24 protein-coding genes are annotated in these 24,483 nt (G+C 66.8%); 16 read left to right on the top strand and 8 right to left on the bottom strand.

The genetic code is table 11. The features are described from left to right. Positions 1-36 precede the first annotated feature (36 nt). Entirely contained in the window at positions 37-300 is a 264-nt protein-coding gene (locus tag EPO55_RS05805) for a DUF6489 family protein (RefSeq protein ID WP_296335565.1), read from the top strand. A 7-nt stretch (positions 301-307) separates the two neighbouring features. Continuing rightward, positions 308-679 carry a (2Fe-2S) ferredoxin domain-containing protein gene (locus tag EPO55_RS05800; protein ID WP_296335564.1) on the top strand — a complete coding sequence of 124 codons (372 nt, stop codon included), beginning with the start codon at positions 308-310 and terminating at the stop codon, positions 677-679. A 61-nt stretch (positions 680-740) separates the two neighbouring features. Here EPO55_RS05800 and EPO55_RS05795 read toward each other — a convergent pair whose 3' ends face one another. Further along, positions 741-965, bottom strand: coding sequence for a hypothetical protein (locus EPO55_RS05795; RefSeq protein ID WP_296335563.1), 225 nt, complete (start codon positions 963-965; stop codon positions 741-743). Positions 966-1,408: 443 nt separating this feature from the next. Between EPO55_RS05795 and EPO55_RS05790 the strand changes: the two genes are divergently transcribed. The 5 genes from EPO55_RS05790 (at position 1,409) to EPO55_RS05770 (ending at position 4,428) form a co-directional block, all read left to right on the top strand. Continuing rightward, the gene (locus tag EPO55_RS05790) at positions 1,409-1,948 is read left to right on the top strand and encodes a VOC family protein (protein WP_296335562.1); all 540 of its coding nucleotides are present in this window, start codon (positions 1,409-1,411) and stop codon (positions 1,946-1,948) included. 78 nt (positions 1,949-2,026) lie between these two features. Continuing rightward, positions 2,027-2,329: a nucleotidyltransferase family protein gene (locus EPO55_RS05785; protein WP_296335561.1), complete on the top strand. Its 303-nt coding sequence runs from the start codon at positions 2,027-2,029 to the stop codon at positions 2,327-2,329. Further along, positions 2,319-2,675: a HepT-like ribonuclease domain-containing protein gene (locus EPO55_RS05780; protein ID WP_296335560.1), complete on the top strand. Its 357-nt coding sequence runs from the start codon at positions 2,319-2,321 to the stop codon at positions 2,673-2,675. The genes EPO55_RS05785 and EPO55_RS05780 overlap by 11 nt, the downstream gene beginning before the upstream one ends. A gap of 187 nt (positions 2,676-2,862) precedes the next feature. Continuing rightward, positions 2,863-3,147 carry a Fis family transcriptional regulator gene (locus tag EPO55_RS05775; RefSeq protein WP_296335559.1) on the top strand — a complete coding sequence of 95 codons (285 nt, stop codon included), beginning with the start codon at positions 2,863-2,865 and terminating at the stop codon, positions 3,145-3,147. Positions 3,148-3,237: 90 nt separating this feature from the next. Then, the gene (locus tag EPO55_RS05770; protein WP_296335558.1) at positions 3,238-4,428 is read left to right on the top strand and encodes an ATP-binding protein; all 1,191 of its coding nucleotides are present in this window, start codon (positions 3,238-3,240) and stop codon (positions 4,426-4,428) included. A gap of 523 nt (positions 4,429-4,951) precedes the next feature. On the opposite strand, the gene EPO55_RS05765 is transcribed toward EPO55_RS05770, so the two are convergent. Further along, entirely contained in the window at positions 4,952-5,674 is a 723-nt protein-coding gene (locus tag EPO55_RS05765) for an HAD family hydrolase (RefSeq protein WP_296335557.1), read from the bottom strand. Positions 5,675-5,679: 5 nt separating this feature from the next. After that, positions 5,680-6,876 carry a penicillin-binding protein activator gene (locus tag EPO55_RS05760; RefSeq protein WP_296335556.1) on the bottom strand — a complete coding sequence of 399 codons (1,197 nt, stop codon included), beginning with the start codon at positions 6,874-6,876 and terminating at the stop codon, positions 5,680-5,682. Between the two features lie 29 nt (positions 6,877-6,905). Between EPO55_RS05760 and rsmI the strand changes: the two genes are divergently transcribed. From rsmI to fumC, 6 genes are read left to right on the top strand one after another with little or no spacing between them, the layout of a single operon-like run. Beyond that, positions 6,906-7,817: a 16S rRNA (cytidine(1402)-2'-O)-methyltransferase gene (rsmI, locus tag EPO55_RS05755; protein ID WP_296335554.1), complete on the top strand. Its 912-nt coding sequence runs from the start codon at positions 6,906-6,908 to the stop codon at positions 7,815-7,817. Further along, positions 7,814-8,179, top strand: coding sequence for a YraN family protein (locus EPO55_RS05750; protein ID WP_296335553.1), 366 nt, complete (start codon positions 7,814-7,816; stop codon positions 8,177-8,179). Before rsmI ends, EPO55_RS05750 begins: the two co-directional genes overlap by 4 nt. A 3-nt stretch (positions 8,180-8,182) precedes the next feature. After that, a complete protein-coding gene (locus EPO55_RS05745; RefSeq protein ID WP_296335552.1) occupies positions 8,183-9,028 on the top strand; it encodes a transglutaminase-like domain-containing protein in 846 nt (281 codons plus the stop codon). A gap of 22 nt (positions 9,029-9,050) precedes the next feature. After that, a complete protein-coding gene (gene gshB, locus EPO55_RS05740) occupies positions 9,051-10,010 on the top strand; it encodes a glutathione synthase (protein WP_296335551.1) in 960 nt (319 codons plus the stop codon). Then, positions 10,010-10,450, top strand: coding sequence for an alternative ribosome rescue aminoacyl-tRNA hydrolase ArfB (gene arfB / locus EPO55_RS05735; RefSeq protein ID WP_296335550.1), 441 nt, complete (start codon positions 10,010-10,012; stop codon positions 10,448-10,450). The genes gshB and arfB overlap by 1 nt, the downstream gene beginning before the upstream one ends. Positions 10,451-10,491: 41 nt before the next feature. Beyond that, on the top strand, positions 10,492-11,895 hold the full coding sequence (gene fumC, locus EPO55_RS05730) for a class II fumarate hydratase (RefSeq protein ID WP_296335549.1): 1,404 nt from the start codon (positions 10,492-10,494) through the stop codon (positions 11,893-11,895). A 3-nt stretch (positions 11,896-11,898) separates the two neighbouring features. Here the strand turns inward: fumC and EPO55_RS05725 are convergent, their stop codons facing one another. From EPO55_RS05725 to EPO55_RS05715, 3 genes are read right to left on the bottom strand one after another with little or no spacing between them, the layout of a single operon-like run. After that, positions 11,899-13,134: a threonine/serine exporter family protein gene (locus tag EPO55_RS05725; protein ID WP_296335548.1), complete on the bottom strand. Its 1,236-nt coding sequence runs from the start codon at positions 13,132-13,134 to the stop codon at positions 11,899-11,901. After that, positions 13,131-14,615, bottom strand: a complete 1,485-nt coding sequence (mqo, locus tag EPO55_RS05720) for a malate dehydrogenase (quinone) (RefSeq protein ID WP_296335547.1) — start codon at positions 14,613-14,615, stop codon at positions 13,131-13,133. Before mqo ends, EPO55_RS05725 begins: the two co-directional genes overlap by 4 nt. After that, on the bottom strand, positions 14,612-15,007 hold the full coding sequence (locus EPO55_RS05715; RefSeq protein ID WP_296335545.1) for a hypothetical protein: 396 nt from the start codon (positions 15,005-15,007) through the stop codon (positions 14,612-14,614). Before EPO55_RS05715 ends, mqo begins: the two co-directional genes overlap by 4 nt. An 83-nt stretch (positions 15,008-15,090) precedes the next feature. Between EPO55_RS05715 and EPO55_RS05710 the strand changes: the two genes are divergently transcribed. After that, positions 15,091-15,750, top strand: coding sequence for a YoaK family protein (locus EPO55_RS05710; protein ID WP_296335544.1), 660 nt, complete (start codon positions 15,091-15,093; stop codon positions 15,748-15,750). A gap of 67 nt (positions 15,751-15,817) precedes the next feature. On the opposite strand, the gene EPO55_RS05705 is transcribed toward EPO55_RS05710, so the two are convergent. Together EPO55_RS05705 and EPO55_RS05700 are read right to left on the bottom strand one after the other, a co-directional pair. Further along, a complete protein-coding gene (locus tag EPO55_RS05705) occupies positions 15,818-17,014 on the bottom strand; it encodes an NnrS family protein (RefSeq protein ID WP_296335543.1) in 1,197 nt (398 codons plus the stop codon). Between the two features lie 22 nt (positions 17,015-17,036). Next, positions 17,037-17,726, bottom strand: coding sequence for a cyclic nucleotide-binding domain-containing protein (locus EPO55_RS05700; protein ID WP_296335541.1), 690 nt, complete (start codon positions 17,724-17,726; stop codon positions 17,037-17,039). Positions 17,727-17,969: 243 nt separating this feature from the next. Here EPO55_RS05700 and EPO55_RS05695 point away from each other — a divergent pair, with 243 nt between their 5' ends. Both EPO55_RS05695 and EPO55_RS05690 read left to right on the top strand, forming a co-directional pair. Beyond that, entirely contained in the window at positions 17,970-20,717 is a 2,748-nt protein-coding gene (locus tag EPO55_RS05695) for an MFS transporter (protein ID WP_296335540.1), read from the top strand. Between the two features lie 12 nt (positions 20,718-20,729). Then, a complete protein-coding gene (locus tag EPO55_RS05690) occupies positions 20,730-24,476 on the top strand; it encodes a nitrate reductase subunit alpha (RefSeq protein ID WP_296335539.1) in 3,747 nt (1,248 codons plus the stop codon). Positions 24,477-24,483: the final 7 nt, after the last annotated feature.

The following is a 24,483-nucleotide window of genomic DNA, read 5'->3' as shown; positions in this document are numbered from 1 at the left end:
ATAGCATGCTAAAGTCGCCGAAACGGAGAGACAGCCATGAAAGTGAATGTCGAAGTGACCTGCACCCCCGAGGAGGCCCGCGCCTTCTTCGGCCTGCCCGACCTCAAGCCGATGCAGGACCGCATCATGGGCGAGATCGAGGAGCGGCTGCGCGCCAACCTGGGCGCCATGAACCCCGAGACGGTGTTCAAGACCTGGCTGCCGGCCTCGATGCAGGGCGTCGAGCAGATGCAGCAGATGCAGCAGGCCTTCTGGCAGCAGCTCGCCGGCATCGCTTCCGGCACGGCCAAGAAGGGCTGACCGGGCGATGAGCGAGCGTGAGAAGTCGTCTGATCCGAAGCCCTACTACGAAGCCCACGTCTTCTGCTGCACCAACCGCCGCCCCGCCGGCCATCCGCGCGGCTGCTGCGCCGAGAAGGACGGCGAGGCGCTGCGCGACCACATGAAGAGTCGCGCGAAAGAGCTCGGCCTGAAAAACGTCCGCATCAACAGCGCCGGCTGCCTCGACCGCTGCGAGCTCGGGCCCACCCTGGTGATCTATCCTGAAGGCGTCTGGTATTCGGTGCCGACGAAGGAAGACATCGATGAGGTCCTGAAGACGCACCTGGTCGAGGGCGGCCGCGTCGGGCGTCTGATGCTGCAGACCAAAGACAAGCTGCCCGAGGATCGCGCGAAATAGTTCTTCTCCTCCCCCGCGCAGCGGCGCGGAGAAGGCAAGGGCTCGGCCGCTCCGTCGGCCGCTACCCGCCCAGGCTGTCCGGCTCGGGCACCGCCCGGGACGGCGTTCCGCCGTCGAAGGTTCGCGGATGCCGGCGATGCAGGAAGACGGCCAGCTGCTCGCGGGTGCCCGGGCCCGACAGCCGTACCGCCGACTCGAACAGCTCGTGCTGTACGCTGGCCGGCAGCTCTCCCCAGACCGCGGCGACCGCGCGGCCGAGGGAATTGGTGAGTTCTTCCGGGTTCATCCGTTCCTCCTCGAACGAGGAATACCAGGGCGATCGCCTCCACGGCGGCAACTCTCAATTCATTCCGTCGCCGGGAAGGATGACGCCGCAAGGCTAGGCAGAATGGCTGGCCCGAGTCAAAACCCCACCCTGCCCGGGGACCGCGCGAAACAGCTCTTCTCCTCCCCCAGTCATGCCTTCATAGGCATGACTGGGGGAGGTGGCCGAAGGCCGGAGGGGGTCAAAGACCAGCGCGCGAGCCTTCCGACCCCCTCCGCCCTACGGGCACCTCCCCCGCGCAAGAGCGCGAGGGAGGAGAACGAGAGCCATATGCGATTGCCCTGCGTCTCGGGGAAGGCGCCCCCGAAGGGGGCGGAGGGGGCCGCCTGGGTCGCCGGCCCGATTTCCGTTACACTGCCCGGCCGATCGCTGATGACCGCCAACTGATGGAAGGGAGCAAGCCGATGACCGCCGAGACCAGAGGCCGCATCCGCCACATTGCCCTCAGCGTGAAGGACCCGTGGGAGACCGCCGAATTCTACAAGCAGGCCGTCGGCCTGCAGGAAGTCCTGGAACTCGACGGCCCGCTGGCCGAGGGCGTGTTCCTGACCGACGGCGTGGTCAACCTCGCCATCCTCCACTTCAAGAACGACGAGGCCTCGCAGGGCACCGGCACGGACTTCGTCGGCATCCACCACATCGGCTTCTGGGTCGATGACGTGGTCGAACAGGGCCGGATCGCGCGCAACACCGGCGCCACCTGGATCATGGGCGACACCAACAATCCCAACGGCTACGAGATCAAGCACACCGACCTCGACGGCATCATCTTCGACATCGCCGCGCACGGCTGGGTCGGGTCGCAGAAGAACCCAGGATCCGCCGACAACGTCGTGCAGGCGAACCCGCAACGGCGGCTGGCGAAGTTCGACGAGCGCCGTGCGCGGGCCCAGGCGAAGATCGCGGCGATCCGCGCGAAGCAGGTCGCCGTCGCCGCGGAGTGAGGCGTTGACGAAGTGCCGGCGCTGGCCGCTCCCGGTCCGGCGTTGGGCAGCGCCCGGCGGCCATGATAGGATACCGCCATGTCCACGCTCGCCGCACCGCCCCCCGATCGGCTGGAAGCGCTGTGCCGCCGCTGGAAGATTCGCGAGTTGAGTCTTTTCGGCTCGCAGGCGCGCGATGAGGCGCGGCCGGACAGCGACGTCGATCTGCTGGTCGACTACGATCCCACGGCCGACTGGAGCCTCCTCGATACCGCCCGCCTGCGCGCCGAGCTCGCCGAGCTGTTCGGACGTCCGGTCGATCTGGTGCGCGAGCGCAACGTCACCAATCCCTACCGGCTCGCTTCGATTCGCCGCGATCGTCGCCCGCTCTATGCCGCCTGACGACGAAGACCGGGCCTCGCTCGTCGACATGCTGGGCTTCGCCCGCGAGGTCGTGGCGTTCAGCCGGGGGCGCAAGCGCGCCGACCTCGACCGGGACAGGGCGTTTCTGCGCGCTCTCGAAAGGGCCCTGGAACTCGTTGGAGAATGTGCCCGGCGGATCTCCGCCGGCACGCGGCAGGCCCATCCCGCCGTGCCATGGCAGGACATCGTCGGCATGCGCAATGTCATCGCCCATGAATACGGCCGCGTCGACCTGGACGAAATCTGGAAGACCGCCGAGCGCGACGCGCCGCGGCTCGTGTCTGCGCTGGAGTCAATCGTCGCGGCTCTGCCGCCACCGCGCTGAAAGGCTCCTCCCGAGGTGAGGTGGGTCTCCTCATTCTTCGTCACACGACGGCTGAGAAGCGCCCCCTCGCATCATCATGCGGTTGCGCCGCCGCGCCGCATCGCCAACACTGCCGGCCTGCAACCAGAGCGCGTTTCGAGGGGGAAGCTAGCGGCCATGGCGACATCTCAGGCGACACGAAATCCCAATGGCTGATCCCAATCTCTCTTCTTTTCTCTGGTCCGTCGCCGATCTCCTGCGTGGCGACTACAAGCAATCCGACTACGGCAAGGTCAAGCGCGTGATCGCCCGCCAGCTCGGTGCCCTGATGCGCGAGGAGCAGCTCACCAAGACCATGCTGGCAAAACGCATGCAGACGAGCCGGGCCCAGCTCGATCGCGTGCTCGATCCGGACAACGAGTCGGTGACGCTGGGCACGCTCACCCGCGCCGCCCGCGCGGTCGGGCGGAAACTGCGGCTGGAGCTGGTCTGATGAGGGGGCACAGCGGGATCTCCTGATTTGATGGAAATTAGTGAAATTATCTAATCTTGATAAATTCCCTAATTTCCCTATATTTCGGCCATGGATCCTGTCTCCAACCCCTTTGCCCCCGGTGCCGGAACGCCGCCGCCCGAGCTGGCGGGCCGCGACGAGCTGCGGGAGACGATCCGGGTGGCCATCGAGCGGGTCCGCCGGGGCCTGCCGGCCCGGAGCATGATGCTGGTCGGCCTTCGCGGGGTCGGAAAGACGGTGCTGCTCGATCGCATGCGCGACGATGCCGAAGGCGCGGGCATCCATACGCTGCGCATGGAGGCGCCGGAGGGGCGCTCCCTGCCGGCACTGCTGGCGCCCCAACTCCGCCAGGCCCTGCTCAGGTTGTCGCGTATCGAGCGGGCGCGCGAGCTGTCGCGGCGCGCGCTGCGCGCGCTCGCCGGTTTCGCGAAAAGCCTCAAGGTGAAATACGCCGACATAGAGGTCGGCCTCGACTTCGACCCCGAACCGGGGCTCGCCGACAATGGCGACCTCGAGCACGATCTGCAGGCGCTGCTGGCGGCGGCGGGAGAGGCGGCCAAGGCTGCGGGCACCGCGTTCGCCCTCTTCATCGACGAACTGCAGTATGTGCGGGAAGAGGAACTCGCGGCGCTCATCACCGCGCTCCACCGGACGGCGCAGCGCCAGCTTCCCGTCATCCTGATCGGTGCCGGCCTGCCGCAACTGCGCGGCCGCATGGGCGAGGCCAAGTCCTATGCCGAGCGCATGTTCGAGTTTCCCGAGATCGGCGCCCTGCCGCGCGACGCGGCGAAGCTCGCCATCACCAAGCCGCTGCGAGACCAGGGCGTCGACGTGACGTCCGCCGCGCTCGAGCGCATCGTGACGGAGACACACGGTTATCCCTATTTCGTGCAGGAATGGGGAAAGCATTCGTGGGAAGCCGCCGAGGTCTCGCCGATCAGCGAGCGCCATGTCGAGAGCGCGTCGGTGGTCGCCATCGCCGCGCTCGACGAGAGCTTCTTCCGCGTGCGCTTCGACCGCCTGACGCCCAGCGAGAAGAAATACCTGCGCGCCATGGCCGAGCTGGGGCCGGGTCCGCACCGCTCGGGCGACATCGCCACGGAACTCGACCGCCCGGTGTCCTCGCTTGGCCCGGTGCGCAGCCAGTTGATCGTCAAGGGCATGATCTGGAGTCCCAACCACGGCGACACCGCCTTCACCGTGCCGCTGTTCGACGAGTTCATGCGGCGGATCATGCCCGGCGACGACTGGCGGGCGTAGGCCGGGGCCGATTGATCGCCCTGCGCAGTCGCCCTGCCAGATATGCAAGTATTTAGTTGCAAGTTCAGCAGGTTTTCATTAGATTGTTCCATAGGCTGGCGCGAGGCATGCGTCGGCCTTTTCCATTTCCGGCAAGACCTGCCCGCGCCCTCTGGAGTCCGCAAGAGGGGCCGCGGGATCGCGCAATGCGCTGGTGCAGCCGCCGCGGCTCCTCAGTCGTGGACAGTCCCAAGAACGACCCCGTCTCAACCGCGCGCCGAATAACGACGCCGGAACAGACACTTAACGACACCCTGGGCACAGGGTGCGCCGGGGCAGGTGCGAGCGAAGAACGAGCGAGATGCAGAAAAGCCCGTCGAATAAGGCTCATCTCGGAGTCCGGCCCAACTTCGGGCCCAACACTCCCACGTTTCAGGTGGGCCCGTTGAGGGGCCCAAAAGCCTGCCGGTGATGGCTTTTCGCGGTGTCGGAACACGAAATTCCGTCACCGGCGTTGGGCCGGAATCGCGCCTTTGGGCCCGGGCTATTCCACCAGTTCGGAGAGCCGCTTGATGATGCGCGTCGGCTGGGCGGTGGCGTGCGCGGGCACGCCGGCGCCAAACGGGTCGTACCAGATGCCGCACATGCCGAGCTGCTGCGGCGCCACCACTTCCCATTCGTAGTTGTCGCCCACCATCCAGGCGTCGGCCGCCGGCACGTCCAGCCGCTCCAGCGCGTGGCGGTAGACGGCGAGCTCGGGCTTGCCCTGGCCGAACTCGCCCTCGATCTGGATGTGGTGGAAGCGGTGGGCGAGCTCGAAGCGCTCGATCTTGGCGCGCTGGGTCTCGGAGGCGCCGTTGGTCACGAGGGCGAGGCGGACGCCGGCGTCGCGCAGCGCATCGACGGTGGCGTGGGCGTCGGGATAGAGCCGGTATTCGGTGCGGCGCAGCTCGGTGAAGGCATCGGCGATGCGGTCGGCCAGTTCGTCGTCGGCGCGGCCGAGCCTGGCGAGACCGCGCCGCACCGAGAGGCGGCGGGCGCCGGGAATGTTCAGCCGCCATTTGGCGGCTTCCGCGCGGTCGTTCCAGAAGGCGCGGGCCTCTTCCATCACGGCCACGCGCACGCGGTCGATGGATTGGGCGTCATGGGCATCGAGGTGGGCCGCGAAGACATGCAGCAGGCGCGTCCACGCCTCCTCGGGCTGGGCGTAGGCGCGGATCAGCGTGTCGTCGAGGTCGAACAGGATCGCCTTAGGAAGCGCCGCCATCGTCGTCAGTTCACCGGGCGCGCCGCAAAGGTGCCGGGGGCGGGGCTGACCACGACGTTGCGCGCGGCCTGGATCTCGATCACCGCCAGCGCCCGTTCGGAACGGCCGTCGGGCAGGAAGCGGAAGATGCCGTCGACGCCGGACCAGCCGGTGGGATTGGTGATGGCCTCGGCCGAGAAATCGCCGCCCGGCTTCAGCCGCGCGAGGTGGCCGGCGAGGCCAACGCCGTCGTAGGCGAGCGTGGCCAGGCGATGCGGCGGCCGGCCGTAGGTCGCGGTGAAGCGGCGCTCGAAGTCGGCGCGCCGCGCCGGATCGGGGGCGGCATACCAGGCGCCGCGCAGCATGGTGTCGGCGCCGATGCCGTTGATGTCCCAGACGCCGGTACCGATGAATTGCACCTGGTCCTTGTCGATGCCGGCGGCGGTCAGCGAGGCGAGCACGGCCGACAGGCGCGGCGGCGCCACGGGGACGAGAATGGCGAGCTTGCCGACGCCGCCCTTGGACTGGGCCTCGGCGGAGAGCCGGCGGGCCGCCGGCATGAGATCGTAGCTGTTGGGGTCGTAGAGCTCGGCCGCCACCACGGTGCCGCCGCGCACGGCGACATGGCTTTCCAGGGTGCGCGCCATCTGCTCGCCGTAGGGCGTCTGCGGCGCGAAGGTGGCGAAGCGTTTGATGCCGGCGTCGATCGCATGGTCGACGACGCGGCGGACCTGCGGCGGGGCGGCGATGCCCATCACCCAGACGCCGCGCTGGGCGGCCGATTCGTCGTTGGAGAAGGACACGACATTGATACCACCCGTTGGGCCGCCCTGGGCCACGAGCGGCGCCAGCGCGGTGGCCGAGGTGCCGAACAGCGGGCCCAGCGCCAGGGCGGCGCCGCCGGCGCGCGCCTTGCGATAGGCTTCGACCGCGGCTTCCGTGGTGTCGCCGCTGTCGTAGGCGGAGAGGGCCAGTTCCTTGGCGCCGCTGTCGAACAGGGCCATTTCGGCGGCCTGCTGCATCGACTGGCCGATCGGCGCGGCGTTGCCGCTGAGCGGCAGCAGGAGCGCGATGCGGGCCTTGCCCGAGGCCGAGACGGGCGAGCCCGTCGGGGTCGTGGCCGGCTTGGCCGGCGTGCTAGTCTGGGGCGCATCGCTGCAGGCACCCGCGAACAACAGGGTGGCCACGAGCGCGAAAAAGGACTGGCGCGAGATTGGGCGCATCAACGACATACTCCGGCGAACGGATTCAGATGGACGTGGAAGAACAGTCCCAAGCGAGCGACAGCCAAGCTACCGGGGGGGAGGGCCGGCGTAAACCGCCGCTCGCGCCGGGGCTGCACATTGTCGCCACACCGATCGGCAATCTTGGTGACATAACCTTGCGTGCCCTCGACGTGTTGCGGGCCGCCGATCTCGTCGCCTGCGAGGACACCCGCGTGTTTGCCAAGCTGGCCAGCCATTACGGCATTTCGGTCCCCACCGTGGCCTACAGCGATGCCACGCAGGACCTGGCCGAGCCGCGCATCGTGCGCGCGCTGGCGGCAGGCAAGCGGGTGGCGCTGGTGTCCGACGCCGGCATGCCGCTGATCTCCGATCCGGGCTACCGCCTCGTCCAGGCGGCGATCGCCGGCGGCCATGCCGTCACCTCGGCGCCCGGCCCCTCGGCGGTGCCGATGGCGCTGGCGCTGTCGGGCCTGCCGACCGACCGCTTCTATTTCGGCGGCTTTTTGCCCGCCCGCGACGGCGACCGCCGGCGCGCCATCGGGGCGGCGGCCGGCGTGCCGGCAACCCTGGTGTTCTTCGAGGCGCCGCACCGTCTGCCGGAATCGCTGGTCGATCTCGCCGATCTTCTGGGCCCGCGCCCCGCCGCCGTCGCCCGCGAGCTCACCAAGCTGTTCGAGGAGGTCCGCCGGGCGCCGCTCACCGAGCTTGCCGCCCACTACGCCGCCCATCCCGACGTGAAGGGCGAGATCGTGATCGTGATCGGCCCGCCCGGCGAGGACCAGGCGCCCGATGGTGCCGCGCTCGACCAGGCCCTGCGCACGGCCATGGCCGGCGCCTCGGTCAAGGATGCGGCGTCGGAGGTGGCGGCGCGCTTTGGCCTGAAACGCCGCGACGTCTATGCCCGGGCGCTCGAGCTGAAACGCGAGGCGGCGTCGTGACCACGGCGGCCCGGCAAAGAGCGCAGCGCCTCGGCCACGCCGCCGAATGGCGCGCCGTGTGGCGGCTGCGCCTGGCCGGCTTCTCGATCCTGGCCCGGCGCTACAAGACCCGGCTGGGCGAGATCGACATCGTCGCGCGGCGCGGCGACCTGCTGGTGTTCGTCGAGGTCAAGGCGCGCGGCGATCTCCTGACGGCGGTCGATGCGCTGGGCAATCGCCAGTTCGGCCGCGTGTCGCGCGCCGCCAGCCTGTTCCTCGCCCGCCATCCGCGCCATGCCGCCTGCTCGGTGCGCTTCGACGCCGTGCTGGTCAGCAGCTTTTGGCCGCGGCACCTGCCCGACGTCTGGCGCGCCCCGGAGTAGCCTGTGTCGAGCGTAGAGTTGGAAACCGCCAAGAACCTTGCCCGCCTGCGCGATCTCTGCGCCGGCGACGGCGAGCGTCTCGATCTTCTCGAAGCGGCCCTGGCCTTGAGCGTCCTCAGGAACGACGATGCCCTCGATCTTCCGCCGCTCCGCCAGCACGTGGCGGCCATGTCCGCCGCCGTGGCCGACCTGGTGCGCCGGCGCGGCGCCACGCCGGAATCGCTGGCCGAGGTGATCGCCCAGTCCTACGCCTACCGCGGCGACAGCGAGACCTACGACGACCTGCAGAATGCCGACCTCGCGCGCGTGATCGAGCGCCGCAAGGGCCTGCCGGTGGCGCTGTCGATCCTCTATCTCCATGTCGCCCGCGCCCAGGGCTGGCATGCCGAAGGCCTGGCGTTTCCCGGCCACTTCCTGATCCGCGTCGAAATCGACGGCGCACGGCATGTGATCGATCCCTTCCATGACGGCTGCGTGCTTGATGCAGCCGACCTGCGCGAGCTGCTGCGCCAGGTGTTGGGCCCGACCGCCGAGCTCGCGCCCGAACATTTCGATCCGGTGTTCGATCGCGATGTCCTGCTGCGGCTGGAGAACAATGTCCGGCTCCGGCTCGTCAAACGCGAGGACTGGGCGGGTGCCGCCCAGTCGCTCGACCGCATGCTGGCGATCGCGCCCGACCGGCCCGAGCTGCTGTTCGAGGCGGGGCAGCTCAACAGCCGGCTGGACAAGCGGCGGGCCGCGATCGCCGCCTTCGAGCGGTTTCTCGCGGTTGTCGGCAGCCAGGGCGATGCCGGGCTGCGCCAGCGCGCCACCGCCCTGTTGCAGGAACTGCGCCGCGGGCTTAACTGACGGGTCACGAGAGGATGAAAGAATGAAGCTCAGCGTCGCCATCCAGATGGACCATGTGTCGACCATCGACATCGACGGCGATTCGACGTTCGTCCTGGGCCTCGAGGCCGAACGGCGCGGCTATGCACTGTGGCACTACACGCCGACCGACCTGATCTTCCGCGACCGCAAGGTGCTGGCACGGGCCCAGCCGATGAAGCTCCGGCGCGAGAAGGGCAATCACTTCACCCTGGGCGCGGCGGAGATGCTCGACCTCGCGAAGGTCGATGTCGTGCTGCTGCGCCAGGATCCGCCGTTCGACATGTCCTACATCACCACGACGCACGTCCTGGAGCACATCCATCCCAAGACGCTGGTGGTCAACGATCCTGCCAGCGTGCGCAATGCGCCGGAGAAGCTGTTCGTCACGCATTTCGACAATGTGATGCCGCCGACACTGATCACCGCCGACGCCCGCGCGCTCAGGGAATTCCGCGACGAGCACAAGGACATCATCCTGAAGCCGCTGTTCGGCAACGGCGGCGCCGGCGTGTTCCGCGTGCGGCCCGACGACGAGAACTTCGCCTCGCTGCTGGAGATGTTCTCGCAGCGCAGCCGCGAACCGGTGATCGCCCAGCGCTACCTTCCCGAGGTCCGCAAGGGCGACAAGCGCATCATCCTGATCGACGGCAAGGCGGTGGGCGCGATCGACCGCGTGCCGGCCCAAGGCGAGGCGCGCTCCAACATGCATGTCGGCGGCGTCGCCGTTAAGGCCTCCCTCACCAGGCGCGACATCGAGCTGTGCGAGATCATCGGCCCCGAGCTCGCCCGGCTCGGGCTGCTCTTCGTCGGCATCGACGTGATCGGCGATTACCTCACAGAAATCAACGTCACCTCGCCGACCGGCCTGCAGCAGATCAACCGCTTCGACGGCGTGTCGCTGGAGGCCCAGATCTGGGATCGCATCGAGGTGCGCTACCAGGAAACCCGCGGGCGCAAGTAATGGCCGCGGCCAAAGCCGCACCGATCTGGGTCACGGGGGCGCTGACCCTCGATCCCGCCGAGATCGAGGAGAGCTTCGTGCGGGCGACGGGCCCCGGCGGACAGCACGTCAACACGACCTCGACCGCAGTGCAGCTCCGCTTCGACGTGCGCCATTCGCCGTCGCTGACCGACGACGTGCGCCACAGGCTGGAACGCCTAGCTGGGCGCCGCTTGACGCGCGATGGCGTGATCGTGCTGGTGGCGCAGGGCCAGCGCAGCCAGAAGCGCAACCGCGAGGAGGCGCTCGACCGCCTGGTCGCCCTGATCCGCGAAGCCGCCCGGCCGCCGACTCCACGCAAGAAGACGCGGGTCAGCAAGGCCGCCAAGCGCCGCCGTGTCGACGACAAGAAGCACCACGGCGCGATCAAGTCGCTGCGCAGCAAGCGGGCGGACGACTAGCAGCGTGCTAGTGTCGCCGCCGGAAACGAAAGAGGTGCCCTGTGGCAGACGTTCGCAAGGAAACTGACAGCCTGGGCGAGGTGAGCGTTCCGGCCGACAAGCTGTGGGGCGCCCAGACCCAGCGCTCGCTCGAGCATTTCAGCATCGGCAAGGACCTGATCCCGCGCGAGATGATCACGGCCTATGCGATCCTGAAGAAAGCCGCGGCCAACGCCAATCATGACGGCAAGCGGCTCGACGACACGGCGCACAAGCTGATCGTGCAGGTCTGCGACGAGATCCTGGCCGGCCAGCACCATGACATGTTCCCGCTGCACGTCTGGATGACCGGCAGCGGCACGCAATTCAACATGAACGTGAACGAGGTGATGTCGAACCGCTGCTGCCAGCTCGCGGGCACGCCGCTCGGCAGCAAGAAGCCGGTTCATCCCAACGACCACGTCAACATGAGCCAGTCGTCCAACGATTCTTTTCCGGCCGCCATGTACATCGCCGCGGCGGTGAACGTGACGGGCCGCCTGGTGCCGTCGGTGACGGCGCTGCGCGATGCCATCGCTGCCAAGGCCAAGGCATGGGACGACATCGTCAAGATCGGCCGCACCCACATGCAGGACGCCACGCCGATCACCCTGGGCCAGGAATGGTCGGGCTATGCCGGCGCACTGTCGGACGACCTCGAACGGCTGCAGGACGCGCTGAAGGGCGTTTACCATCTCGCACTCGGTGGGACCGCCGTCGGTACCGGCATCAACGCGGCGCCGGGCTTTGCCGAAGCGTCGGCGGCGGAGATCGCCAAGCTGACGAAGCTGCCGTTCATCACGGCGCCCAACAAGTTCACCGTGCAGGGCGCGCACGACGCGCTGGTCCAGCTCTCGGGGACGCTGCGGACGCTCGCGGTCTCGCTCTACAAGATCGCCAACGACATCCGCCTGATGTCGTGCGGGCCGCGCGCCGGCTTCGCCGAGCTGGAAATCCCGGAAAACGAGCCCGGCTCCTCGATCATGCCGGGCAAGGTCAATCCGACCCAATGCGAGGCGCTCACCATGCTGGCCGTCCAGGTGATGGCCAACGATGTGGCTGTCGGCATGGGCGGCGCCGGCGGCTATCTGGAAATGAACGCCTACAAGCCGCTGATGATCTACAACATCACCCACTCGATCACCTTGATGACCGACGGCTGCACCAACTTCCGCAAGTTCCTGGTCGAGGGCACCAGGCCCAACCTCAAGAAGATCAAGGAATACGTCGACCGCTCGCTGATGCTGGTAACGGCGCTGGCGCCGGTGATCGGCTACGACAAGGCTTCCAAGATCGCCCACTACGCCATGGACAACGACCTGACGCTGAAGGCAGCCGCCCTGAAACTGGGCTTCGTGACCGAGGCCGAGTTCGACAAGGTCGTCGATCCGACGAAGATGGTGCGGCCGTACGTGGCCACCGAGTAGGGGCTAACTTTCGACGAGCCAGCGCCGCTCGGTCATGAACCGCGCCGCGGCGAGGCCCATCGCCATGGCGCCGACCACGAAGCAGAAATTGGCGCCCGCCTGCAGGGCCGTCAGCACGTCGCCCTGGTTGAGCATGACGATGGTCTGGAAGGCATAAAGACCGGGCGTCATGATGATGATGCTGGGCACCGTCAAGGTGATGCGCGGCTCCTGCAGGCGTGTCTCCGCCAGCGAGGCCAGCAGGCCGACCGCCAGAGCGCCGAAGAAGGTCGCGGGCGGCAGCGGCATGCCGAGATCGTGCAGCAAGAGACGCAGGTCGTTGCCGAATAGCGACAGGATGCCGACGGCGAGCACGGTGCGCGTCGAGCTGTTGTAGAGCGCGGCGAAGCCGAAGCCGGCCAGCAGGCTTGCCAGCGCGCGCAATGCCAGCGTGGCGGGGTCGACACTGGAAGGTGCGAGTGGCGCCGTGGTGGCCGCCAACCCCGCGACGGCGGCCACGGCGGAGAGGCCGATGGCCGCCGCCAGCAGGATCATGGTTGCGTAGAAGAGACGGCTCACTGCCGCCACAGGCTGGTGCTGGACGATATCGAGCAGTGCCGCCACGAGCGGGAAGCCCGGTACCAGGAACAGCACGGAGAAGATGAAGCCAGCGGCGTGGCCCGGCCCGAAGCCGGTGGCGCCCAGGCTGGCGATTCCGGCGCAGTAGAGTCCTGCGGTGACGACGGCGGAGAGAGCGGTCACGGCGTACTGATTGCGCCGACGCCGGAACAACAGGGCGCGCAACGCCTGGCCGGAGCCGCCGGCAACGACCGCCATGGCGGTGCCGAGCGAGTCGCCGCCGTTCAGGAAGGAGAAGGCGCCCGAGGCGAGACCGATCGCGATCGCCACCGTGGCGATCGAACGGAGCGGCGCCGCTGCCTCGATGGCATCGAGTTCTTCACTGAGGGTGCGGACCGTGAGCCCTGCTCTGCCCTCGCGGGCGAGTTGCTCCAAGGCCGAGATGCGCCAGGCGTTGATGCCGGGCGGGCCGATCTCTCTTGTGATCGTCACCAGCTCGTCGCCCCGCCGTGCGGTGGCGGTCATTCCGTCGAGCGCGATCTGGACCGAGAGACTGTCGACGCCGAGGCGGTCGCCCAGCGTCTTCAGGGAGTCGCGCACGCGAAAGGCGGTGTCGCCCGCCTGCAGCATCATCGCGCCGAAGCGTAGGAGGACGTCGAGCGTTTCCCGAACGGCGGTCAAACGGTGTGCAATCCCAGAACTTCCGCCGTCTCGGCTCGGACACGCTCGGTGAGAGCGGCGTCTGTCTTCAGGTCGTGACCATAGGAGGGAATCATCTCCTTCAGCTTGGGGACCCAGTGGCCGACGAGCTGCTTGTGGAAGCAGTTCTCCAGCATGTGGACCATGATCCAGACCGCAGTTGAGGCACCGGGCGAGGCGCCGAGCAGCGCCACGATCGAGGAGTCGGCCGAGTGCACGATCTCGGTGCCGAACTCCAGCTTGCCGGTGTGGGCGGTGTCCTTCCTGATGATCTGTACCCGCTGTCCGGCAACGTCGAACTCCCAGTCCGATTCCTTCACGTCGGGATAGAACTCGCGCAGCGCCTTGAAGCGGTGGCCGTTGCTCTGCAACACCTGGCCGACCAGATATTCCTCCAGCGGGAAGTTGTCCCGCGCCACCGCCAGCAGCGGCAGCAGGTTGTCTGGCCGGAGCGACATTGGCAGGTCTAACAGCGAGCCGTGCTTCAGGAACTTGGTCGAGAAGCCGGCATAGGGGCCGAACAGAAGCCAGCGCTTGCCGTCGATGATTCGGGTGTCGAGATGGGGCACCGACATCGGCGGCGAGCCCTGGGCCGCCATGCCGTAGACCTTGGCGGCGTGGCGCTCGGCCACCTCGGGTTTGCCGCAGCGCAGCCAGATGCCGCTCACCGGGAAGCCCGCGAAGCCCTTGGCCTCGGGGATGCCCGACTTCTGCAGCAGCGTCAGCGCGGCGCCGCCCGCGCCCAGGAAGACATAGTGAGTGAGGATCGTCCGCTTCGCGCCGGTGGCCTCGTCCTTGACCTCGACGCGCCAGCCGCCACCCGTCAGGCGGTGCAGATGGGTCACCGTCTGGGAGAAACGGACGGTGAAGTTTTCCTGGCGCTTGAGATAATCCAGCAGGTTGGTGGTGAGCGCGCCGTAATTCACGTCGGCGCCGCTCACGATGCGAGTCGCCGCGACCGGCTGACTGGGATCCCGTCCCTCCATGATCAGCGGCGCCCATTCCGCGATCCTGGCGTGGTCCTCGGAATATTCCATGCCGCGGTAGCAGTGATGGGCGCTCATCGTGGCATGGCGCTTCTTGAGGAAGGCCTGGCGATCGGCGCCGATCACGAAGCTCATGTGCGGCACGGGATGGATGAAGTTGTCGGGCGAGGCGATGGCGCCCTTCTTGATCAGGTACGACCAGAACTGGCGCGACATGTCGAACTCGACATTGACCTCCAGCGCCTTGGCGATGTCGACGCTGCCGTCGGCGCGCATCGGCGTATAGTTCAGCTCGCAGTTGGCGGCGTGGCCGGTACCGGCGTTGTTCCAGGCGGCCGAGCTTTCCTGCGCCTCGCCCGGCATCTGTTCGATCATCTCGAGGCGGAGGTGGGGCTGCAGTTCCTTCAGGAACACACCCAAGGTGGTGCTCATGATGCCGGCGCCGACCAGCACCACGTCGACCTTGTCGCTGCTCATGAATTCACCTCTGAAGCCTTGAAGGGCACATGTGCCCCGTGCGCCAGCACGACATAGACACGCCGCCACGGCTGGGAATCGACCAGCTTCCAGGAATGTCCGCCGCCGGCCGTGTCCTCGGCCAGCAGCACGGTGCCGGGCTTGAGGATGAAATGCTGGCTGGACCGGGTCTGGAAGTCGAGCGTGCCGGAGAGCGTGATGACGAACTGGCGGGCGGGCGCGGTGTGCCAGGCGAAGGTGCCACCCGGCACCGTCTCCTGAAACGACACACTGGTGACCGGCATGGTGCCGCTCATCAAGTCACCGCGAACGCCCGATCCGAGATCGATCCAGCCCTCCTGGAAATGCGAGTTCTGGTCGTCGCCGGTCCACAGGCGAATGCAGCGGATCATCTCGTCAACTCTCGTTTCCTGGACAACAGGCCAAGGGTGGACGACCGTAGTATGGGCCTGTTTAACTGGCAAGAAATCAGGGTTTGCAACGCTTCTTGGCCAATCTCCATTCCTCGTCGGACAACACCACCTGGCAGGCCTCTATCCTGGTGATCGTCGCGGGCTATGCCGATGCCGTGGGGTTCCTGACTTTCGGCGCCTTCGCCGGCGCCATGACCGGCAACACGGTGCTGCTGGGCATCGCGCTCGCCGGACGGGACTTCGGCGCGGCCGCACAGAGCGCCATCATCATCGCGTCGTTTCTGGTGGGCGTTGCCGCGAGCGCCATCCTGGGGCGCCGGCTCCCGCTGATGGCGATCCTCGGCATCGAGGCGGTCGCGATCGTCGTGGCCGCGCTGATCGCGCCACCCGTCGCGGCGCCGGTGCTCGCCTTTGCCATGGGGCTGCAGAACGCCACCATGACGCGTTTCGCCGGCGCAAGCCTGAACACCGTCTTCCTCACGGGGAACCTTCAGAAGATGATGCAGGATTTTCTCGGCCGCTTCACCGGGTCGACGAAGCCGCTCCAGTCCGAAGCCGCCGAAGGTGCCGTGATCGGCCAACTGTGGATCGCCTATCTCGGCGGCGTGGTGGCGGGCGCGCTCGCCCACCAATGGATCACCTATCCGCTGCTGCCCGTGGTGCTTCTTCTTCCGCTGGCGCTGATCCGCCGGGCGCTTTGGAATGGCCGAGGCGACAGCTAGAGCGAACGCCCGTCATGACCGTGGCTGTCGTGCGGCTCGCATTTCCTTCGTCCAACCGGACAGTGTCCTACGACGGCGCGCCCGCCGCCTTCCGCCGTGTCAGGCACAGGATCGGAGCATAGAGAGAAGCGAAACCCAGGAACGCCGCGGCCCAGGCAAAGGCCGCGACATACAGCAACCCGTCGCTCCATGCCGGATGCAACACGGCACAAATGCGTGCGAGCGCTGCGATCAGCGCCGCCGCGTAGACCGCCTGCAGGGCGGGCGACGCGATGAGCGCACGGCCGGTGTGGCCGAGGCTGGCGCGGCTCATGACGGCGAGCGTCATGATGCCGATTGCGCCAGCCGTCCAGGCATGGATGCCGGCGCTTGGGGCCGTGATGTCGAAAGCGGATAGGCCTGCGAGCAGGAAGCCCAGTGGCACGAAGGCGTAGCCAACATGCAATACCAGCACGAGCCTGTCGGCAAAGGTACGGTGGCCTGCCCAACGGCAAAGCCGGACGAGATTGAGAACGGCAGCGGCAAGCAAGGCCACGCCGGTCGGCGCCTCTTCCGGGATGACGACCCATAGAGCGAGGCCGATGCCGCTCAGTACTATGCAGGCGGTATCGAAGCGATCGAAGGGGACGGGCAGGCGGCCGGGTTGGCGCCGCATCAGCCAGTTCCGTGTGAAGCTGGGGATGATGCGACCCCCGACCACCATGATCAGGCTGAGTACAGCCGCGATGCCGAGCCGCGAGGAGTAGAGCGCGATACCCTCGAAATGTGCCTCCAGATGAAATCCCAGATTGCCGGCGGCCAGCAGGCCGAGGAGGGCTACGATCTTGAGATTCTGCCAGTTCTTGCCGGCTACGATCTCGCGCGCTACCGCGGCCGCCATGAGGAGCAGGAAGGCGCAATCCACGGCGGCGGCGCCGAGCCAGCCGATGTTGGCGGACAGGGTGACGGCGTAGCGGCCCGCAAGCCAGACCAGCACCAGCCCGGCCAGTGGCGGCCCTTGCAGCGGCAGGCGCCCGGTCCAATTGGGGATGGCCGTCAGCAGGAAGCCCGCGACGATGGCAGGCACATAGCCGAACAGCAGCTCGTGGACATGCCAATCGCGCGGCGAGAAGGCCGTCGCCACCGACAGCTCGCCGTAGAACATCGGCAGCCAGGCCAGGACTTCCAGGCCGGCCCAGATCGAACCGAGGAGAAAGAAGGGACGAAAGCCGTAGGACAGCAACGCTGGGCCCGCGTAAGGCTTTAGACGTGGGATCGCGGCCATGGTCGGTCCTCTGCTTCCGTCTCTACGTGTTCTTCAAGGCACGGACCCCCGCGAATTCGCGCAGACGTGCCGGATCGGCGATGACGACTTCGCGCCCGCCGCCGCTGACGCCGAGGGGACGCAGGGCCGCGAAGGCACGCGACAGGCTCTGCGGCGTGATGCCCAACCGGCCCGCCACGAGCCGACGTCCGCCGGGGAGGGTGACGGTGACGGGCCCTGTGTCGCGCGGCGCCAGCGCCAACAGGAAGGCCGACAGACGTTCGATCGCCGAAAGCAGTTTCAGGTCCTTGATCTGGCCGATCAGGGTTCGCCAGTAGCCGGACAACAGAAGCACGGCTCCATATGCCAGTTGCCCGGTGGCCCGCACCTGGGCGCGGAACGCCGCGGCCGGCCACATCAGGATGCGCCCCTCATCCAGCAACCGTGCCGTCAGCAGGTAGGGCACGTCGAGCACGACCGCGGGAACGATGAAGGCATCGCCCGGTCCGAGGAACTCGACCAGCGCTTCGTCGCGGGCGGCCTCTCCGAACAGGCCAACGCGGCCCGACAGAACGACATGGAGAAATTCCGCTTTCTCGCCCTGCCGGCAGAGGACCGCGCCGTCGGGCAGCGTCTGGACAAAGCAGGCGGTCAACATCGCTGCGAGGTCGGGCTCGCCCACTTGAGCGAACAACCTCGAGCGACGGATCAGCGGCATGTCGGTTGTACGCATGATGTGGTTGTGTCCTCCCACTCAAGGCATCGTTGCGCCATTCAACCTTAAATTTCGTTGATATGGCTCAATCCCTTGTCCGCTCGGATGTTACCAAATGTGAACGATACCTGTTCGTAAAAGAGAACAAATAGCCGAAGAGTGCCGCCGCCGGTATCGGGCTTGATTCACGTCAAGTAACCCGACGCGGACTGCTCCGATGTTTCACCTGTGCCAGCGAGCGGCGCAACGGGGGAGCATCCGATGCAGCGACCGATGAGTGTGCAGGAGGCGGGTCCAGAAGGACGGGGCATGGCGCTCGGCATGAGCACGCTGGCCTTCACCGTCTGTTTTGCGGTCTGGACGATCTTTTCCATCATCGGGATCCAGATCAAGAAGGACCTCGGGCTCACCGACACGCAGTTCGGCCTGCTGGTGGGAACGCCGATCCTGACCGGCTCGCTGATCCGCCTCATTCTCGGTATCTGGGCCGACCAGTATGGCGGGCGCGTCGTCTACGTCGGCGTCATGCTCGCCGCGGCGGTGGCGACCTGGCTGCTCACCTTCGCTTACGACTATCCGACCTTCCTGTTGGCGGCACTCGGCGTCGGCATTGCCGGTGGCTCGTTCGCGGTCGGCATCGCCTACGTGTCCCGTTGGTACGGGCCGGGCAAGCAGGGCACCGCGCTGGGCATCTTCGGCGCTGGCAATGTCGGCGCCGCCGTCACCAAGTTCGTGGCGCCCTTCATCATGGTCGCCTACGGCTGGAAAGCCGTCGCCGACATCTGGGCGATCGCCCTGGTGATCATGGCGCTGGCCTTCTGGCTCTTCACCAAGGACGACCCGCAGGTCGCGGCGCGGCGCAAGGCAGGGACCAAGCCGGAGCCGATTTCGGCCATGCTCGAGCCGCTGCGCAACATCCAGGTCTGGCGATTCTCGCTCTATTACTTCTTCGTCTTCGGCGGCTTCGTGGCTCTGGCGTTGTGGCTGCCGCGCTACCTGATCGGCGTCTACGGTCTCGACATCACGACCGCGGGCATGATCGGGGCGGCTTACTCCGTGCCGGCCAGTCTGTTCCGCATCTACGGCGGCGTTCTGTCGGATAAGTTCGGCGCCCGGCGGGTGATGTACTGGACCTTCGGCGTCTCGGTCGCGGCCTGCTTCGTGATGTCCTATCCGCCGACCCAATATGTCGTGAAGGGCATCACCGGACCGATCTCCTTTACACTCGAGATGGGTCTCATTCCCTTCACCGTCGTCGCCTTCGTGCTGGGCTTCTTCATGAGCCTGGGCAAGGCTGCGGTCTACAAGCACATTCCCGTCTACTATCCCAAGCATGTCGGCGCCGTCGGCGGTGTCGTCGGCCTGGTCGGTGGTCTGGGCGGCTTCGTGCTGCCGATCGCCTTCGGTGCACTGAATGACCTGACCGGCGTCTGGACGAGCTGTTTCATGCTCTTGTTCCTGGTCGCTGCAATTTCGCTTGTCTGGATGCATGTTTCGATCCGCGCCATGGAGCGCGAGGCGGCGGGCGAGGCGCTGGACAGGCTGCCTGAGCTTCCGGAAATGCGGGAAATCCACGGTCCGGAGCATGTCGGCAAGCTCTCGGGCAAGACCCTTGAGGATTGGCGCCCGGAGGACAAGACCTTCTGGGAGCAGACGGGCCGGCGCATCGCGCGGCGCAACCTCGCGATCTCGATTCCCGCGTTGCTGCTGTCGTTCGCCGTCTGGATGGTGTGGTCGGTGGTGGTGGCCAAGCTGCCGTCGATCGGCTTCCGTTACACCACCGACCAGCTTTTCTGGCTGGCGTCGTTGCCCGGAATCACGGGCGCCACGCTGCGCATCTTCTACTCCTTCACCGTCCCGATCTTCGGCGGGCGGCTGTGGACGACGCTGGCGACCTGGTCGTTGATGATCCCGGCGGTCGGTGTCGGCTACGCCGTACAGAATCCGGCAACGCCGTACTGGATCTTCCTGGTCCTGGCGCTGCTCTGCGGCTTCGGCGGCGGCAACTTCGCCTCCTCGATGTCCAACATCTCCTTCTTCTTCCCCAAGGCGGAGAAGGGCAACGCCCTTGCGCTGAACGCAGGCCTCGGCAACCTGGGCGTCAGCGTCGTGCAGTTCGTCGTGCCGATGGTGATCACGGCCGGTGTGTTCGGATGGCTGGGCGGCGCGCCGCAGCCAGTGACCGACGCCGGCGGCGGCAAGCTGTGGCTGCAGAACGCCGGCTTCATCTGGGTGCCGTTCATCGCCGCCTCGGCTTTCGCCGCCTGGTTCGGCATGAACGACATCGCCTCGGCCAAGGCCTCTTTCGCCGAACAGTCGGTGATTTTCCAGCGCCGGCACAACTGGATCATGTGCTGGCTTTATACCGGCACCTTCGGCTCCTTCATCGGCTACTCGGCGGGCTTTCCGCTGCTCGCCAAGACGCAGTTCCCCGAGATCAACGCGCTCCAGTACGCATTCCTCGGGCCGCTGGTCGGTGCGCTGTCGCGTTCGCTGACCGGCTGGGTCGCCGACCGCTGGGGCGGGGGGCGGGTCACCTTCTGGGTGTTCGTCGTCATGGCTCTGGGCGCGCTCGGCGTCGTGCATTTCCTGGGCGAGAAGAACTTCACCGGCTTCTTCGCCATGTTCCTGCTGCTGTTCTTCGCCAGCGGCGTGGGCAATGCGTCGACCTTCCAGATGATCCCCGCGATCATGCGCAAGGACATGGATCGGCTGATGCCCGGCGCATCGGCGGATACACGCCGTATGCAGTCCGACAAGGAATCGGCTGCGATCATCGGCTTCACGTCGGCGATCGCGGCCTATGGCGCCTTCTTCATTCCCAAGAGCTTCGGTTCGTCGATCGCGATGACCGGCGGGGCGTCGTTCGCGCTCTACGGCTTCCTGATCTTCTACCTGAGCTGCATCGCCATCACCTGGTTCTTCTACACCCGCCGGGGCGGCCTGCTGTTCGACATCGAACGCGGTCGCGCCTCGGTGTCTGCGCCATCAATCAGTCCTGCTCGCTGAAGGATATCCATCATGTCGCATTTCCTCGATCGGCTGACGTTCTTCAAGAAGGTCAGGGAGCCGTTTGCCGATGGCCACGGCATCACCACCGAAGAGAATCGCGGTTGGGAGGACGCCTATCGCAAGCGCTGGCAGCACGACAAGATCGTGCGCTCGACGCATGGCGCCAACTGCACGGGCTCGTGCTCGTGGAAGATCTACGTCAAGGGCGGGATCGTCACCTGGGAAACGCAGCAGACCGATTATCCCCGCACGCGCCCCGAGTTGCCGAACCATGAGCCACGCGGCTGCTCGCGCGGCGCGAGCTACAGCTGGTATCTCTATTCCGGCAACCGTGTGAAGTATCCGCTGGCCCGCTCGCGCCTGCTCAGGCTGTGGCGCGAGGCACGCGCCACCCTGACGCCGGTCGCGGCCTGGGCGTCGATCGTCGAGAACCCGGAGAAGCGCAAAGCCTACACCAGCAAGCGCGGGCACGGCGGCTTCGTGCGCGTCGGCTGGGACGAGGCGACCGAGATCGTGGCCGCAGCCAATGCCTATACCGCCAAGACCTACGGGCCGGACCGCGTCTTCGGCTTCTCGCCGATCCCCGCCATGTCGATGGTCTCCTATGCCGCGGGCTCGCGCTACCTGTCGCTGATCGGCGGCGTCTGCATGTCGTTCTACGATTGGTACTGCGACCTGCCGCCGGCCTCGCCGCAGACCTGGGGCGAGCAGACCGACGTGCCTGAGTCGGCCGACTGGTACAACGCGGGCTTCATCATCCTGTGGGGCTCGAACGTCCCGCAGACGCGTACGCCCGACGCCCACTTCTACACCGAGGCCCGCTATCGCGGCATGAAGAGCGCGGTGATCTGCCCCGACTACTCCGAGGCGTCGAAGTTCGGCGACATCTGGCTGTCGGTGAAGCAGGGCACCGACTCGGCGCTCGCCATGGCGATGGGCCACGTGATCCTGAAGGAATATCACGTCGACCGGCAGGCCAAGTACTTCCGCGACTATATCCGCCAGTACACCGACATGCCGATGCTGGTGAGGCTCGCCAAGCGCGACGGCATGTACGTGCCCGATCGCTTCGTGCGCGCGTCCGACTTCGACGCGTCGCTGGGCGAGTCCAACAATCCGGAATGGAAGACCGTCGCCTTCGACGAGACCTCGGGCAACGTCGTGGCGCCGCGCGGCTCGATCGGCTTCCGCTGGGGCGAGAGCGGCAAGTGGAACCTCGAGAACAAGGAATCCTCGGGCAAGGACGTCACCCTTCGGCTCTCGCTCGCCGATGTTCGCGACGAAGTGGTCGACGTGGGCTTTCCCTACTTCGGCAACATCAAGCACGAGCACTTCGCCTCGACCGATCATGACGGCGTGCTCAAGCGGCGCGTTCCCGTCAAGTCGCTGAAGCTGGTCGACGGCGAGACCTTCGTCGCTTCGGTCCACGACCTGTTCGTCGCCAACTATGGCGTCGACGCCGGGCTGGGTGGGCCCAACGTCGCCAAATCGCTCGACGACGACGTCCCCTACACGCCGGCCTGGGCGGAGAAGATCACCGGCGTTTCGCGGGACAAGATCATCCAGGTGGCGCGCGAGTTCGCGACCAACGCCGAGAAGACCAATGGCCGTTCGATGATCATCATCGGCGCGGCGATGAACCACTGGTACCACGCCGACATGAATTATCGCGGTGTGATCAACATGCTGGCGATGTGCGGCTGTGTCGGCCAGTCGGGCGGCGGCTGGGCGCACTATGTCGGTCAGGAAAAGCTCCGGCCGCAGGCCGGCTGGGCGCCGCTCGCCTTTGCCCTCGATTGGGGCCGCCCGCCGCGGCAGCAGAACTCGACGTCGGCGTTCTATGCGCACAGCGACCAGTGGCGCTACGAGACGATCAACGTCGGCGACATCGTCTCGCCGACCGCGCCCCCGGGTGCCTGGGACGGCGCGATCATCGACTACAACATCCGGGCCGAGCGCATGGGCTGGCTGCCGTCGGCACCTCAGCTCGAGACCAACCCGCTGCAGGTGGCGCGCGATGCCGCCGCCGCCGGCATGGAGGCCAAGGACTACGTCGTACAGAAGCTCAAGAGCGGCGAACTCAAGCTCTCCTGCGAGGATCCCGACGGTCCGAAGAACTGGCCGCGCAACATGTTCGTGTGGCGCTCCAACCTGCTCGGCTCCTCAGGCAAGGGCCACGAGTACTTCCTGAAGCACCTGCTCGGCACCGCCCACGGTGTCATGGGCAAGGATCTCGGGCAGGAGGGCAAGGCGAAGCCGGCGGAGGCCGTGTGGCACGAGGAGGCCCCGCAGGGAAAGCTCGACCTGCTGGTGACGCTCGACTTCCGCATGTCCACGACCTGCGTCTACTCCGACATCGTCCTGCCGACCGCCACCTGGTACGAGAAGAACGATCTCAACACCTCCGACATGCATCCCTTCATCCATCCGCTGACGGCCGCGGTGGATCCTGTCTGGGAGGCGCGCAGCGACTGGGAGATCTACAAGTCCATCGCCAAGGCTTTTTCGCGCGTGGCACCGGAAGTCCTCGGCGTCGAGAAGGACGTCGTGCTGACGCCGATCATGCACGACAGCCCGGGCGAGATCGCACAACCGTTCGACGTCAAGGACTGGAAGCGTGGCGAGGTCGAGCCGATCCCCGGCAAGACCATGCCGGCCATCGCCGTCGTCGAGCGCGACTATCCCAACGTCTACAAGCGCTTCACTTCGCTCGGACCGCTGATGGACAAGATCGGCAACGGCATCAAGGGCATCGCCTGGCCGACCGGACACGAAGTCGAGCTTCTCAAGCAACTGAACGGAGTCGTCACGGCCGAGGGCCCCACCAAGGGACTGGCGCGGATCGAGAGCGATATCGATGCCGCGGAAACCCTGTTGATGCTGGCGCCAGAGACCAACGGCGAGGTGGCCGTGCGTTCGTGGGCGGCCTTGTCCAAGATGACCGGCCGCGACCACACCCATCTCGCGCTGCCCAAGGAAGACGAGAAGATCCGCTTCCGCGATGTCGTGGCCCAGCCGCGCAAGATCATCTCGGCGCCGACCTGGTCGGGGCTGGAGAGCGACAAGGTCTGCTACAACGCCGGCTACACCAACGTCCACGAACTGATCCCGTGGCGCACGCTGACCGGACGCCAGCAGCTCTACCAGGATCATCTCTGGATGCTGGCGTTCGGCGAGGGCCTGTGCGTCTACCGGCCGCCGCTCGACTTGCGGGCGATCAAGCCCGTGATCGACAGTCGCCCGAACGGCGAGAAGCAGATCGTTTTGAACTTCATCACGCCACATCAGAAGTGGGGCATCCACTCCACCTACACCGACAATCTGATGATGCTGACGCTGTCGCGCGGCGGGCCGATCGTCTGGCTGAGCGAAACCGACGCGGCCAGGGCGGGTATCGTCGATAACGACTGGGTCGAGGCCTACAACGTGAACGGCGCGCTGGTCGCCCGCGCCGTCGTCTCCCAGCGCATGAAGGAAGGCACGCTCTTCATGTATCACGCGCAGGAGAAGATCGTGAACGTGCCAGGCTCGGAAATGACCGGCAATCGTGGCGGAATCCACAATTCGGTCACGCGCGCGGTGATGAAGCCGACGCACATGATCGGCGGCTATGCCCAGCAGGCCTACGGCTTCAACTACTACGGCACCATCGGCACCAACCGCGACGAGTTCGTGGTGCTACGCAAGCTCGGCAAGGTCGACTGGCTCGAACGCCCGCACAAGGACGCCGTTCCTGTCTTGCGCGCCGCCGAGTGAAGGGGAG

The organism is Reyranella sp. (genome assembly GCF_004296935.1).
Lineage (GTDB): Bacteria > Pseudomonadota > Alphaproteobacteria > Reyranellales > Reyranellaceae > Reyranella.
This window is presented reverse-complemented; position numbering and strand designations above follow the sequence as displayed.

Coding starts and splice junctions, on each gene's coding strand:
- gshB (WP_296335551.1), top strand. CDS start 9,051: ATGAAGCTCAGCGTCGCCATCCAGATGGACCATGTGTCGACCATCGAC.
- EPO55_RS05770 (WP_296335558.1), top strand. CDS start 3,238: ATGGATCCTGTCTCCAACCCCTTTGCCCCCGGTGCCGGAACGCCGCCG.
- rsmI (WP_296335554.1), top strand. CDS start 6,906: ATGGACGTGGAAGAACAGTCCCAAGCGAGCGACAGCCAAGCTACCGGG.
- arfB (WP_296335550.1), top strand. CDS start 10,010: ATGGCCGCGGCCAAAGCCGCACCGATCTGGGTCACGGGGGCGCTGACC.
- EPO55_RS05690 (WP_296335539.1), top strand. CDS start 20,730: ATGTCGCATTTCCTCGATCGGCTGACGTTCTTCAAGAAGGTCAGGGAG.
- EPO55_RS05780 (WP_296335560.1), top strand. CDS start 2,319: ATGCCGCCTGACGACGAAGACCGGGCCTCGCTCGTCGACATGCTGGGC.
- EPO55_RS05760 (WP_296335556.1), bottom strand. CDS start 6,876: ATGCGCCCAATCTCGCGCCAGTCCTTTTTCGCGCTCGTGGCCACCCTG.
- EPO55_RS05805 (WP_296335565.1), top strand. CDS start 37: ATGAAAGTGAATGTCGAAGTGACCTGCACCCCCGAGGAGGCCCGCGCC.
- EPO55_RS05700 (WP_296335541.1), bottom strand. CDS start 17,726: ATGCGTACAACCGACATGCCGCTGATCCGTCGCTCGAGGTTGTTCGCT.
- EPO55_RS05715 (WP_296335545.1), bottom strand. CDS start 15,007: ATGATCCGCTGCATTCGCCTGTGGACCGGCGACGACCAGAACTCGCAT.
- EPO55_RS05800 (WP_296335564.1), top strand. CDS start 308: ATGAGCGAGCGTGAGAAGTCGTCTGATCCGAAGCCCTACTACGAAGCC.
- mqo (WP_296335547.1), bottom strand. CDS start 14,615: ATGAGCAGCGACAAGGTCGACGTGGTGCTGGTCGGCGCCGGCATCATG.
- EPO55_RS05705 (WP_296335543.1), bottom strand. CDS start 17,014: ATGGCCGCGATCCCACGTCTAAAGCCTTACGCGGGCCCAGCGTTGCTG.
- EPO55_RS05695 (WP_296335540.1), top strand. CDS start 17,970: ATGCAGCGACCGATGAGTGTGCAGGAGGCGGGTCCAGAAGGACGGGGC.
- EPO55_RS05775 (WP_296335559.1), top strand. CDS start 2,863: ATGGCTGATCCCAATCTCTCTTCTTTTCTCTGGTCCGTCGCCGATCTC.
- EPO55_RS05785 (WP_296335561.1), top strand. CDS start 2,027: ATGTCCACGCTCGCCGCACCGCCCCCCGATCGGCTGGAAGCGCTGTGC.
- EPO55_RS05765 (WP_296335557.1), bottom strand. CDS start 5,674: ATGGCGGCGCTTCCTAAGGCGATCCTGTTCGACCTCGACGACACGCTG.
- EPO55_RS05790 (WP_296335562.1), top strand. CDS start 1,409: ATGACCGCCGAGACCAGAGGCCGCATCCGCCACATTGCCCTCAGCGTG.
- EPO55_RS05795 (WP_296335563.1), bottom strand. CDS start 965: ATGAACCCGGAAGAACTCACCAATTCCCTCGGCCGCGCGGTCGCCGCG.